Annotated in this window: 9 protein-coding genes and 1 pseudogene; 2 read left to right on the top strand and 8 right to left on the bottom strand. The window is 72.2% G+C overall.

Annotation, left to right across the window (positions count from 1 at the left end; translation table 11 throughout):
• Positions 1-112 precede the first annotated feature (112 nt).
• Positions 113-2,005, bottom strand: coding sequence for a long-chain fatty acid--CoA ligase (locus tag J7E97_RS06380; protein WP_215023289.1), 1,893 nt, complete (start codon positions 2,003-2,005; stop codon positions 113-115).
• A gap of 278 nt (positions 2,006-2,283) precedes the next feature.
• Positions 2,284-4,149, bottom strand: a complete 1,866-nt coding sequence (gene lepA, locus J7E97_RS06375; protein ID WP_215023286.1) for a translation elongation factor 4 — start codon at positions 4,147-4,149, stop codon at positions 2,284-2,286.
• Between the two features lie 224 nt (positions 4,150-4,373).
• Here lepA and rpsT point away from each other — a divergent pair, with 224 nt between their 5' ends.
• Entirely contained in the window at positions 4,374-4,640 is a 267-nt protein-coding gene (rpsT, locus tag J7E97_RS06370; protein ID WP_215023280.1) for a 30S ribosomal protein S20, read from the top strand.
• Between the two features lie 326 nt (positions 4,641-4,966).
• Here the strand turns inward: rpsT and holA are convergent, their stop codons facing one another.
• On the bottom strand, positions 4,967-5,959 hold the full coding sequence (holA, locus tag J7E97_RS06365; RefSeq protein WP_215023279.1) for a DNA polymerase III subunit delta: 993 nt from the start codon (positions 5,957-5,959) through the stop codon (positions 4,967-4,969).
• A gap of 73 nt (positions 5,960-6,032) precedes the next feature.
• Here holA and J7E97_RS06360 point away from each other — a divergent pair, with 73 nt between their 5' ends.
• Positions 6,033-6,275: a hypothetical protein gene (locus J7E97_RS06360; protein ID WP_215023277.1), complete on the top strand. Its 243-nt coding sequence runs from the start codon at positions 6,033-6,035 to the stop codon at positions 6,273-6,275.
• A 132-nt stretch (positions 6,276-6,407) separates the two neighbouring features.
• Here the strand turns inward: J7E97_RS06360 and J7E97_RS06355 are convergent, their stop codons facing one another.
• The 5 genes and pseudogenes from J7E97_RS06355 to J7E97_RS06335 all read right to left on the bottom strand — a co-directional run bounded on the left by J7E97_RS06355 (position 6,408) and on the right by J7E97_RS06335 (position 12,576).
• On the bottom strand, positions 6,408-7,289 hold the full coding sequence (locus J7E97_RS06355) for a YceI family protein (RefSeq protein WP_215023275.1): 882 nt from the start codon (positions 7,287-7,289) through the stop codon (positions 6,408-6,410).
• A gap of 136 nt (positions 7,290-7,425) precedes the next feature.
• A pseudogene (locus J7E97_RS06350) lies at positions 7,426-9,837 on the bottom strand (ComEC/Rec2 family competence protein); the annotation flags it as partial.
• Positions 9,834-10,823 carry a ComEA family DNA-binding protein gene (locus J7E97_RS06345; protein ID WP_215023273.1) on the bottom strand — a complete coding sequence of 330 codons (990 nt, stop codon included), beginning with the start codon at positions 10,821-10,823 and terminating at the stop codon, positions 9,834-9,836. The pseudogene J7E97_RS06350 and the gene J7E97_RS06345, both read right to left, overlap by 4 nt.
• Positions 10,824-10,921: 98 nt before the next feature.
• Positions 10,922-11,767, bottom strand: coding sequence for a DegV family protein (locus tag J7E97_RS06340; RefSeq protein ID WP_215023271.1), 846 nt, complete (start codon positions 11,765-11,767; stop codon positions 10,922-10,924).
• An 86-nt stretch (positions 11,768-11,853) separates the two neighbouring features.
• Positions 11,854-12,576 carry a hypothetical protein gene (locus tag J7E97_RS06335; protein WP_215023269.1) on the bottom strand — a complete coding sequence of 241 codons (723 nt, stop codon included), beginning with the start codon at positions 12,574-12,576 and terminating at the stop codon, positions 11,854-11,856.
• Between the last annotated feature and the right edge of the window lie 9 nt (positions 12,577-12,585).

The following is a 12,585-nucleotide window of genomic DNA, read 5'->3' as shown; positions in this document are numbered from 1 at the left end:
GGCGGAGATGGCGGGCGGGGTGGGGGCGAAGGCTTGGGCTGCGGACCTCGCAGGGGCGTTTGACGGTGGGCGGTCCGCCGCCCCGCCCCGTACCGCCCGCCCCCCGCAGGCGCTACGCCTCGCGCGACCCCTCGTACATCTCCTCGATCAGGTGCTTGAACTCACGCTCGACGACCGGGCGCTTCAGTTTGAGGCTCGGCGTGAGGTCCCCGTGCTCGACGTCGAGGTCGCGCGGCAGGAGGCGGAACTTCTTGACCGTCTGCCAGCGCTGGAGGCCCTCGTTGAGGGTCTGGACGTAGGTCTCGATGAGCCGGTTGGTTTCGGGGGCGGCCAGGACCTGCGCGTACGTCTTGCCCTCCAGCCCGTTCTCGGCGGCCCAGACGAGGATGGACGGCTCATCGAGGGCGATGAGCGCGGAGCAGAAGTTCCGGTCGGCGCCGTGGACGACGATGCTGGAGACGTAGGGGCAGATCGCCTTGAACTGGCCCTCGATCTCGGCCGGGGCGACGTACTTGCCGCCCGAGGTCTTGATCAGGTCCTTCTTGCGGTCGGTGATCCGCAGGTAGCCGTCCGGCGACAGCTCGCCGATGTCACCGGTGTGCAGCCAGCCGTCGGCCTCCAGGACCTCGGCGGTCTTCTCCGGCTGCCCGTGGTAGCCCTGCATGATGCCGGGGCCGCGCAGGAGGACCTCGCCGTCGTCGGCGATGCGGACCTCGGTGCCGGGGAGCGGCTTGCCGACGGTGCCCGTGCGGTATGCCTCGCCGGGGTTGACGAAGGAGGCGGCGCTGGACTCGGTCAGTCCGTAGCCCTCCAGGATGTGGATGCCGGCACCGGCGAAGAAGTATCCGATCTCGGGGGCCAGGGCGGAGGCGCCGGAGACGGCGGCGCGCAGGTTGCCGCCGAAGGCCTCGCGGAGCTTGGAGTAGACGAGCGCGTCGGCGATCTTGTGCTTGGTGGCGAGGCCGAGGGGCGCGGTGGCCCGGCCGGTGCGGCGGAAGTTGTCCTGGGTGACCTTGGCGTACTCGCGGGCGACCCCGACCGACCACTGGAAGATCTTGTACTTGGCCCCGCCGCCGGCCCGGGCCTTGGCCGCGACCCCGTTGTAGACCTTCTCGAAGATGCGCGGAACGGCCGCCATGTACGTCGGCTGCACGATCGGCAGGTTCTCGATGATCTTGTCGATGCGGCCGTCGACGGCGGTGACGTGCCCCACCTCGATCTGGCCGGAGGTGAGCACCTTGCCGAAGACGTGCGCGAGCGGCAGCCAGAGGTACTGGACGTCGTCCTTGGTGATCAGGCCGGTGGCGACGGTGGCCTTGGCCATGTACGACCAGTTGTCGTGCGGCAGCCGGACGCCCTTGGGGCGGCCGGTGGTGCCGGAGGTGTAGATGAGGGTGGCGAGCTGGTCGGCGGTGATGGCCGCGATCCGCTCCTTGACCACCTCGGGGTGCTTGGCCAGGTACTCGCGGCCGCGCGCCTCCAGATCGGCGAGGGACAGCACCCACCCCTCGGGGTCGCCCTCGGCGGCCACGGCGTCGGCGCTCTCCACGACGACCACGTGCGCCAGCTCCGGCAGGTCGGCGCGGCGCTCGCGGGCCTTCGCCAGCTGTCCGGCGTCCTCGGCGATCAGGATCCGGCTCTCGGAGTCGGAGAGGATGAACGCCGACTCCTCGGCGTTCGTGCTCGGGTAGATCGTGGTGACGGCGCCACCGGCGCACATCACGCCGAGGTCCGCGAGGATCCACTCGACCCGAGTGTTGGAGGACAGCGCGACGCGGTCCTCCGGCTGGATCCCGAGGTCGACGATCCCGGCCGCGATGGCGAAAACCCGCTCCGCGGCCTGTCCCCAGCTGAGCGACTTCCAGTCGTCCGGGCCGCCCTGCCCATCGGCGGCGGGTACGGGGTACCGGTAGGCCTCGCCGTTCGGCGTGGCGGCGACACGCTCCAGGAAGAGGGTCGCCACGGTGGGCGGGCGGTTCTCGATCAAGGTCTGTGTGTCGCTCACGGACATCCTCCGGACCACGCGGCAGGGCCTGTACATCACAGGGGCGGACTGACTCGGTGGTGGGTCAGGGTGGGTGGCTGAGTCAGGGCTTGGCGGCGCCCGACCAAAAAAACTGGCGAGTAACCAACGAGCATTGATCAGACTAGGGGCCCTCCGCCTGGCGCGTAAGAGGCCCTGGGACGCCGATTCATAACGAAGCGTGCCCGCGTTCCACAACGGAGCAGGCCCCCGCGCCGGAGCACGGGGGCCTGCTTCGCATCCAGTGGCTGCCTCGGCGGCTACTTCTTCTTGCCGGCGGACTCGTCACTGGAGAGGACGGCGATGAAGGCCTCCTGCGGGACCTCCACCGAGCCGACCATCTTCATGCGCTTCTTGCCTTCCTTCTGCTTCTCCAGCAGCTTCCGCTTACGGGAGATGTCACCGCCGTAGCACTTGGCGAGGACGTCCTTGCGGATGGCGCGGATGGTCTCGCGGGCGATGACGCGCGAGCCGACGGCCGCCTGGATCGGGATCTCGAAGGCCTGCCGCGGGATGAGCTCGCGCAGCTTGGCGACGAGGCGCACACCGTAGGCGTAGGCGGCGTCCTTGTGCGTCACGGCGGAGAAGGCGTCGACCTTGTCTCCGTGCAGGAGGATGTCGACCTTGACCAGTCCGGAGGCCTGCTCGCCGGTGGGCTCGTAGTCGAGGGAGGCGTAGCCGCGCGTCTTGGACTTCAGCTGGTCGAAGAAGTCGAAGACGATCTCCGCGAGCGGGAGCGTGTAGCGGATCTCGACCCGGTCCTCGGAGAGGTAGTCCATCCCGAGGAGGGTGCCGCGGCGCTGCTGGCAGAGCTCCATGATCGCGCCGATGAACTCGGAGGGCGCGAGCAGGGTGGCACGGACGACCGGCTCGAACACGTCCGAGATCTTGCCCTCGGGGAACTCGCTCGGGTTGGTGACGGTGACCTCCTTGCCGTCCTCCATGACGACGCGGTAGACCACGTTCGGCGCGGTGGCGATCAGGTCGAGGCCGAACTCGCGCTCCAGGCGCTCGCGCACCACGTCCAGGTGCAGCAGGCCGAGGAAGCCGACGCGGAAGCCGAAGCCGAGCGCCGCCGAGGTCTCCGGCTCGTAGACCAGCGCGGCGTCGTTGAGCTGCAGCTTGTCCAGGGCCTCGCGCAGGTCCGGGTAGTCGGAGCCGTCGAGCGGGTACAGGCCGGAGAAGACCATCGGACGCGGGTCCTTGTAGCCACCGAGGGCCTCGGTCGCACCGTTGTGCAGGCTGGTGATGGTGTCACCGACCTTGGACTGACGGACGTCCTTCACACCGGTGATGATGTAGCCCACCTCACCGACGCCGATGCCGTCGGCCGGGGTCATCTCCGGGGAGGAGACGCCGATCTCCAGCAGCTCGTGCGTGGCGCCGGTCGACATCATCCGGATGCGCTCGCGCTTGTTGAGCTGGCCGTCGACGACACGGACGTAGGTCACGACACCGCGGTACGAGTCGTAGACCGAGTCGAAGATCATCGCGCGGGCCGGGGCGTCCTTGGGACCGACCGGGGCCGGGACCGTGGCGACGATCTTGTCGAGCAGCACGTCCACGCCGAGACCGGTCTTCGCCGAGACGCGCAGGACGTCCTCGGGCTGGCAGCCGACCAGGTTCGCGAGCTCCTCGGCGAACTTCTCCGGCTGGGCGGCCGGCAGGTCGATCTTGTTGAGGACCGGGACGATCGCCAGGTCCTTCTCCATCGCCAGGTACAGGTTGGCGAGGGTCTGCGCCTCGATGCCCTGGGCGGCGTCCACCAGGAGCACCGTGCCTTCGCAGGCGGCGAGGGAGCGCGAGACCTCGTAGGTGAAGTCGACGTGCCCGGGCGTGTCGATCATGTTGAGGATGTGGGTCTTGCCCAGGTCCTCGCCCGTGTTCGGGGCCCAGGGCAGCCGGACCGCCTGGGACTTGATCGTGATGCCGCGCTCGCGCTCGATGTCCATGCGGTCGAGGTACTGGGCGCGCATCTGCCGCGAGTCCACCACGCCGGTGAGCTGGAGCATCCGGTCGGCGAGGGTCGACTTGCCGTGGTCGATGTGCGCGATGATGCAGAAATTGCGGATCAGCGCCGGGTCGGTACGGCTCGGCTCGGGCACGTGGCTGGGGATCGCGGGCACGCAGTGTCCTGATTCTCGGGTCGCAGTCGGAACGAAGTGTGGGCGTCGGTCTGCGCGAAGTCGGATCTGTACGCAGGCTTCCATGGTCCCATGGACCGGGCAGTGCGCTCGGTTTGGGCCGGTCGGAGCGCGCCTGGTAGCCTGAGCAGCTGTGTCTCGTATGCCCTCTAAGCTTCCGGGACACAATCCGAAGATCAAATCTCTGAACCTGAAAAGGCTCTTTCGTGGCGAACATCAAGTCCCAGATCAAGCGGAACAAGACGAACGAGAAGGCGCGCCTGCGCAACAAGGCCGTCAAGTCTTCGCTCAAGACCGCGATCCGCAAGGCCCGTGAGGCCGTCGTCGCCGGTGACGTCGAGAAGGCCACCGTGGCTTCCCGCGCCGCTTCCCGTGCGCTCGACAAGGCCGTCTCGAAGGGTGTCATCCACAAGAACGCCGCCGCCAACAAGAAGTCGGCGCTGGCGATCAAGGTTTCCTCCCTTCAGGGCTGAGCTCTGATGTGATCGCCGGGCAGGGATCCAGCGGGCCCTCTCTCCCGCTCCCGACCGGCACTCCGCGCCGCACACGAAGCGTTCGCCACGCGGGTGCGGCGCAACCAAGCACCAAACCGAAGGCCCCGGCCGTCCCCCTTCCCCAGGAGGACACCGGGGCCTTCGCGCTACGCCGACACCGCCATTTTCAGCCCCGCCGGCGTTCGAGGCGCGGGGTCTGGGGCGGAGCCCCAGGGAGTCCGGGCGAAGCCCCAGGGAGTCCGGGCGAAGCCCCAGGGAGTCCGGGCGAAGCCCCAGGGAGTCCGGGCGGAGCCCGGGACGCTTCCCTAGCCCCGCTGAGGCCTGGCCGCGCGGGCGACCGCGACGACCGCCTTCTCCAGCGCGTACTCCGGGTCGTCGCCCCCGCCCTTCACCCCCGCATCGGCATCCGCAACCGCCCGCAGCGCGTCCGCGACGCCATCCGCCGACCACCCCCGCATCTGCTGCCGCACCCGGTCGATCTTCCACGGCGGCATGCCCAGATCGCGCGCGAGGTCTCCGGGCCTGGCCCCCCGCGGGGCCGACGCCAGCTTCCCGATCGCCCGCACCGCCTGCGCCAGCGCGCTGGTGATCAGCACCGGCGCCACTCCCGTGGACAGGGACCAGCGCAGGGCTTCCAGAGCCTCCGCCGCCCGGCCCTCGACCGCCCGGTCGGCGACCGTGAAGCTCGAGGCCTCGGCCCGGCCGGTGTAATAACGGCCGACCACGGCCTCGTCGATCGTGCCCTCGACGTCCGCGCAGAGCTGCGCCGCCGCGCTCGCCAGCTCCCGCAGATCGCTCCCGATCGCGTCGACCAGCGTCTGACAGGCCTCGGGCGTCGCGGAGCGTCCCAGCGTGCGGAACTCTCCGCGCACGAAGGACAGCCGGTCCGCCGGCTTCGTCATCTTCGGGCAGGCGATCTCCCGGGCGCCCGCCTTGCGCGCCGCGTCCAGCAGACCCTTGCCCTTGACTCCACCGGCGTGGAGGAGGACGAGGCTGATCTCCTCGTACGGCGAGGCCAGGTACGCCTTGACCTCCTTGGCCGTCTCCGCGGACAAGTCCTGCGCGTTGCGCACGACCAGCACCTTGCGCTCCGAGAAGAGCGAAGGACTGGTCAGCTCGGACAGCGTGCCGGGCTGGAGCTGCTCGGAGGAGAGGTCGCGCACGTCCGTGTCGGTGTCGACGGCACGGGCCGCCGTCACCACCTCCCGCACGGCGCGGTCGAGCAGCAGGTCCTCCTGCCCCACCGCGAGGGTGATGGGGGCAAGCGGATCGTCGGTGGAATTCTTCCTGGTGGCCATCGGATCCAGCATCCCACGCCCCACTGACAGCCCCTCGCTCCGCGGCCCCTTCCCCGTAGCCGAGAATGATCGGGTGAACGTGCGACATGTACTGGTCCTGCCCGACCGCGACGCCGCCGAGGAGGTGGCGCGGGAGGTGGTCGACCGCTTCGGACTCCCGGAGGAACCCCAGCTGGTCCGCGAAGCCCTGGCGGGCGAGGACGATGCCGAGGACGCCCAGTGGCTGGTGGTGGTCGAGGACCCCCGCGAGGGCCTCGACCCCACCGCCCTGGACGATCTGGCAGGCGAGTACGACGGCTGGCTCGAAGCCCCGTAGGCGGCCCCGCGGCCCCGGCCCCGGCTCCGGCTCCGTACGGAACTCGGGCCCCGGCCCCGGCCCCGGCTCCGTACGGAACTCGGGCCCGGGCCCCGGCCCCGTACGGGGACCTGGCCTCGACTCCGGCCCCGGTCAGGCCTTGTGCACGGCCTGGACGTCCAGCGTCACTTCCACGCTCGAACCGATCGCCGCGATCCCCTGCGCCAGCATCGACTGCCAGTTCAGCGTGAAGTCCTCGCGCTGCAGTTCGGCCGTCGCCCGGCAGGCCGCCCTCGCCTCGCCCTCCAGGCCCGTACCCAGGCCCAGGTAACTGGTGTCCAGGGTGACCGACCGGCTGACCCCGTGGAGGGTCAGGGCGCCCGCCACGGACCACCGGCTGCCGCTGTGGTGGATGAACCGCTCGCTGTAGAACTCCACGGTCGGGTACCGGGCCGCGTCCAGGAAGTCCGCGGAGCGCAGGTGGTCGTCCCGCAACCGCATCCCGGTGTCGATGCTCTTCGCGTCGATGATCACGTGCATGGAGGAGTCCTCCATGCGGTCGGCTATCCGCACCGCGCCGGCGAAGGTGTTGAACCGGCCGTTGATCCGGGCGAAGCCGATGTGCCGGGCCGAGAACCCGATCGACGAGTGCGCCGGGTCGAGCTCCCAGTGGCCGGGCTGCGGCAGCAGCGGCGGCTCCACCGCGTCGAGGACGATCTCCCCGGTGCCGGGCTGTGCCGGATCCCCCACCAGCGTCGCCCCGTGGAACGGCGCATAGCCCTCGGCCGTCACCGACAGCAGGTACTCGCCCGCCGGTACGGCTGCCGTGATCCCGCCGTACGGGTCGGTCTCCCCGCTGACGATCCGTCGGCCGATCGGGTCGGTCACCTCGAACTTGGCCTGCCGGACCGGTTGGTGGACCGCATCGAGAACCCGGCAGCTGAGCAGCCGCGCGGTATGAGGGAGCGTCAGTGTCGCGGATGTCTGAGGATTGGCGGTCCCCGCCGAATCCATCCCCCGTCTTCGACTGAACATGGCTTGTGCACCCCCGTGCTGTGTGTAATTGGACGGCTCTGGCGAAAACGCATTCGATCATGCTGTCGGGTTGTGGGCAAACAGAGGGGTCGCGCCCGGTATGGCCGAACCGGCGACGGCGCCGAATGGCCGGGAACGCCCGCAGCCGCGAACCGCTGCCCGCGACGGCCACCGAGCCGTCCTGATCCGTGCGCAACACCGCCGCTCCGGAAGCCCGCAACCGCGTGAGCGTACTCTCCGCCGGGTGTCCGTACCGGTTCCCCGCGCCGACCGGGACGATCGCGAGGCGGGGCCGGATCCGGTCGTAGAGCCCCGGGTCCTGGTGGGCGCTGCCGTGGTGGGCGACCTTGAGGACGTCGACCGGCCCCAGCTCCGGATGGTTCCTCAACAGCGCTTCCTGCGAGGCCGGTTCGAGGTCGCCCAACAGGAGCAGTGTCACGCCGGCGGTGCGCACCAGCAGGGCCACGCTCGCGCCGTTCGGCCCCTCGGGCGGCGGCGCTCCGGCGGGCGGCCACAGCACCTGCCACTCCAGCGGGCCGGCCCGGCGACGCTCCCTGTCCAGGGCCCGGACGACATCGATGCCCGCGGCTGCCGCCACTGTCCGCACGAACCGCGCCTGTCCCGCCGGTTCTTCCAGCGACGTGGCCTGTACCACGCCCACCGACCGCCCCCTCAGCACCCCGGCCACCCCGCCCACGTGGTCCGCGTGAAAATGCGTCAGCAGGAGCAGCGGCACCCGCCGCACGCCCAGCGCTCTGAGGCAGGCGTCCACCGGTCCGGGCTCGGGACCCGCGTCGACCACCACGGCCGTGCCCGGGGCCACGGCCAGGACGGCGGCGTCCCCCTGGCCGACCGCGCACTGCACATAGCTCCAGTCGGGCGGTGGCCAGCCTTTGATCGTACGAGTGACCAGCGGCGGCCTCAGTACGGCGAGGAGCAGCGTCACGGCCAGGGCGGAGGAAAGCCATCGCTTGCGGCCGAACCGGCCGCCGAGCATCACCACCGCCAAGGTGGCCGTGGCGAGCAGCATCCCTCCGACCACCCCGCCGGGCCAGCCCAGCTCCGCCCCGGGCAGTCCCGCCCCGACCCGGGCCACCGCGGCGATCCACCCGGCCGGCACACCGGCGCACCAGGCCAGCAGCTCCGCCACCGGTCCGCACACCGGGGCCACCGCCAGCGCGGCGAACCCCAGGACCGTGGCGGGACCCGCGGCCAGCTCGGCCAGCAGATTGCACGGGACCGCCACCAGGCTCACCCGGGCCGACAGGACGGCGACGACCGGCGCGCACACCGCCTGCGCTGCCGCGGCGGCCGCCAACGCCTCGGCCGGGCGGGGCCACACGCCGCGGTTCCGCAGGGCCTGGCTCCACCGGGGTGCGAGGGTCAGCAGGGCCCCGGTGGCCAGGACCGAGAGGAGGAATCCGTAGCTCCGGGCCAGCCACGGGTCGTAGAGCACCAGCAGCAGTACGGCGGCGGCGAGCGCCGGGATCAGGGACCTGCGCCGCCCGGTGGCAATGGCCAGCAGGGTCACCGCCCCGCAGGCCGCCGCCCGCAGCACGCTGGGCTCCGGCCGGCACACGACCACGAACGCCAGGGTCAACGCCGCCCCGCACAGGGCCGTCGCCCGCAGCGAAAGCCCCAGCAGCGGAGCCAGGCCTCCCCGCTCGGCCTGCTGCGCACGGGCCGGTGATCCGATGAGCAGGAAGAGCACGACGGTCAGGTTGGACCCGGAGACGGCCAGCAGGTGCAGCAGATCGGTGGCCCGGAACGCCTCGTGCAGATCGGGCTCCACCCGCGAGGTGTCCCCGACCACCAACCCCGGCAGCAAGGCCCTGGCATCCGGCGCCAGCCCGTCGGTGACCTCGCGCAGCCCGGCCCGCAACCGCCCAGCGATCCGCTGTGCGGTGTCCGGGCCGCCGGTCACCCGCGGTGGCGTGTCCCCGGCGGGACGGAGCAGGGCGACGGCCCGCTCCCCACCGCGTGCCGGGGCCAGCCGGGCGACCACCTCGACCCGGGTCGAGGGCTGCAGGCGGGACCAGCCCGGATGCCCGGCCAGCACCCGCACCGGCGTCGAGACCCGGATCCGCACGCCGTCGGGCCCGGTCACCCCGGTCACCTCCGCGTCGAGCACCACCGTGGGCGGCCCGCTCCCGCCGCGGGCGGTCCGGGGATCGGAGCCGACGGTGAGCTCGGCCAGCACCCGGGCGTGCTCACGGGCCAGCTCCGGGACCGGCCCGGCCCGCGCCTCGGCCCGCTGGAGCCCGGCGACCGCGGCCCCGGCGGCCGCGCACAGCAGGACCGCGGCCAGGCCCGCTCCCGCCTGCCGGAAGTGCTCCGGGCGCCGGAACCCGGCCTGTATCAGCAGCCCGGCGCCGGCCAACCCCAGCCCCGCCACCACGAGGCTGTGCCCGGCGGGGGCGCCGAGGGCGACGGCGGCCGCGGCCCAGGCGGCCAGGGCAGGCACCGCCAGGCGCAGATCCAGGGGGCGCGTCCGCTCCGGGTCCCCGGCCGGCCGCGGCTCCGCTCCCCCGGCCTCCGGCCCGCTCACGGCCGCACCAGCTTCCGAAGATCCGCGAACCGCCGTTCACCGATCCCGTTGACCTGCCGGAGCTCCTCCACCGAGCGGAAGCCCCCACGGGCCGTCCGGAAGTCCACGATGTGCTGCGCGAGGACCGGGCCGACCCCCGGCAGACCGTCCAACTGCTCGGCGGTGGCCGTGCCGAGGCTCAGCGGCCCTGACCCGGGCCCCGGCGCTGGAGCGCCCCCGCCGACCGGGGGTGGTGCCGGAGCCCCCACCAGCACTTGCTCGCCGTCCATCAGGACCCGGGCCCGGTTGAGCCCGGTGATGTCCGTCCCGGGCCGCACTCCCCCGGCGGCGACCAGGGCGTCCTCCACCCGCGAGCCCGCGGGCAGCCGCCGCACCCCGGGGTCCCGGACCTTGCCGCTGACGTCCACCAGGATCCGCCCCGCGGCTGCGCCCGTACCCGTGCCCGTACCCATGCCCGCGGCTGCCGGGACGGGCACGGGTACGGGTGCCACCAGGGCGGGCGCGGTCACCGGCTGCGGCCTGGCCGACCAGTACTGGTACCCGGCGAAACCGGCCGCCACGGCCAGCACCACCGAGACGGCCGCCACCGTGCGCGGCTCCACCCCGCACCGGGCCTGGAGCCACCCGGGCAGTCGCTCACGCACGGCGAGCCACCGGGCCTCGGCCTCGGGCAGCAGGGTGGCAGGGCCACCACCAGGCGGCACCGACGCGCTCCCCGCCCCGGTCCCCGCGGAAGGCGGTGCCTGAGCCGCGACCTGAGCCGCAGCCGGCACCGTGCCCAGAGCCGGAGCCAGGCCCACGGCCGGAGCCGGAGCGCCCGGTGGCGGGACGCCGAGCATCGCCTCGGCCCTGCGGCGTACGGCTGCGGGCTCGGGGTGGCGGGCACGGTGACCGCGCCGATGACGCAGACGACTGTCGGAGAGCCGGGGACGGCCGGGGCCACTGGTGGCGCCGACGGGAGACGAATCACGCGTACGAAGAGTCATGGCACGACGGTAGGACCGCAGCCGGAACCCCGTTCGGAACCATCAATTCCGGTGGAAAACCCATCCATTGTGGAAAACTCCGTCACCCGATCCGGTGATCAGCGCGGGGATACCACCGCCGCCAGCAGCCCCGGCCCGGTGTGCGCGCCGATCACCGCGCCCACCTCGCTGACGTGCAGCTCGACCAGCCCCGGGATGCGCTCGCGGAGCCGCTGCGCCAGTTTCTCCGCGCGCTCCGGGGCCGCCAGGTGGTGCACGGCCACGTCGACGGCGCCGGACCCCGCGCATTCCACGGCCAGTTCCTCGAGGCGGGCGATGGCCTTGGAGGCCGTACGCACCTTCTCCAGCATTTCGATCCGCCCGCCGTCCAGGGTGAGCAGCGGCTTGACCGCGAGCGCCGAACCGAGCAGGGCCTGCGCGGCGCCGATGCGGCCTCCGCGACGGAGGTAGTCGAGGGTGTCCACGTAGAAGTACGCCGACATGCCACCGGCCCGCTTCTCGGCGGCCGCGACGGCCTCGTCGACGGAGCCGCCGGCCTCGGACACCTCGGCGGCGGCCAGCGCGCAGAATCCGAGGGCCATCGCGACCATGCCGGTGTCCACGACGCGCACGGGCACCGGCGCGGTCTTCGCGGCGAGCACGGCGGCGTCGTAGGTGCCGGAGAACTCGGCGGACAGGTGCAGGCTCACGATGCCGGTCGCACCGGCGTCGGCGGCGGCCCGGTAGGCCCGGACGAAGTCCTCCGGACTGGGGCGCGAGGTGGTGACCGAGTGGCGCTTCTGCAGGGCCAGGGCGAGGCTTCGGGCCGAGATCTCGGTGCCCTCTTCGAGGGCCTCGTCACCGAGGACCACGGTCAGCGGGACGGCGGTGATTCCGTGCCGCGCCATGGCTGTTTGGGGCAGGTAGGCCGTGGAATCGGTGACGATCGCGACATGGCGGGACATGAGGCGGAGGTTACCGGCAGTGGGGGTGTTCCGGCAGCCCGGCCGGGCGGGGGCCCTTGCCGTCGGCCTGGACGCTGCCGCCCGGCTCAGGTCGTCGTTTCCGGCCTGGGTGACTTCTGCCAGGGGTACTGGGGGGTCGGGGCCGGCTGGGAGAGGGCGGCCGGCGGCGTCTGGGTCTGGGACGGCTGAGGAGCCTGGGACGGCTGAGGGGCAGACCAGGGGGTGGCGGGCGCGGGCGCGGAGGTGAAGTCGTCCGACGGTGCGCGGGACCAGTCCCGCAGGGCGCCCGACTCGATGTCGATCTGGGCCGACAGCGTCGACAGGTCGTCTTCCGCGAAGCGGCGGGCGCGGTCGCGCGCCGCCCAGCGCAGCGAGTCCGCCGCCTGCGTGATCCTCGCCGTACGCTCGCGCAGGTCCGGCAGGCTGTCCGCGATCCGCCTACGGTCCGGCTCCGCCTCCAGGCGCTTCAGCTCGTCGTCCAGCTCGTGCCCGTGCGCGCTCAGCCGCTCGAACAGCCCGATCGACTCCTTCAGCGAAGCGTCCATCTGGACGCCCTCGTACAGGGCCTGCTGCGTGGCCCGCATCGAGCTCCGCAGGTCCAGCCGCAGCTGGGCCAGGGCGCCCGAGACGCCGACCTGACCGAAGCTGCGCGCCTTCAGGGTGGTGTCCTCCACGGTGCGGCGGGCTTGTGTGATCGTCCGGTCCACGCCGCGCGCCGCGGCCTTGACCACCTTCGTCGTCACATAGGCGCCGAGCCCCAGGAAGGCGAACAGCAGCACCAGGGCCACGATGATAAAAGCCGCCTCCATGAGGGTCCC

Source organism: Streptomyces sp. ISL-66 (assembly GCF_018614135.1).
GTDB lineage: Bacteria > Actinomycetota > Actinomycetes > Streptomycetales > Streptomycetaceae > Streptomyces.
This window is presented reverse-complemented; position numbering and strand designations above follow the sequence as displayed.

What these genes read in the sequence shown, in the direction of transcription:
- J7E97_RS06340 (WP_215023271.1), bottom strand. Translation starts at nt 11,767, where the DNA reads ATGTCCCGCCATGTCGCGATCGTCACCGATTCCACGGCCTACCTGCCC.
- J7E97_RS06355 (WP_215023275.1), bottom strand. Translation starts at nt 7,289, where the DNA reads ATGTTCAGTCGAAGACGGGGGATGGATTCGGCGGGGACCGCCAATCCT.
- holA (WP_215023279.1), bottom strand. Translation starts at nt 5,959, where the DNA reads ATGGCCACCAGGAAGAATTCCACCGACGATCCGCTTGCCCCCATCACC.
- J7E97_RS06335 (WP_215023269.1), bottom strand. Translation starts at nt 12,576, where the DNA reads ATGGAGGCGGCTTTTATCATCGTGGCCCTGGTGCTGCTGTTCGCCTTC.
- J7E97_RS06345 (WP_215023273.1), bottom strand. Translation starts at nt 10,823, where the DNA reads ATGACTCTTCGTACGCGTGATTCGTCTCCCGTCGGCGCCACCAGTGGC.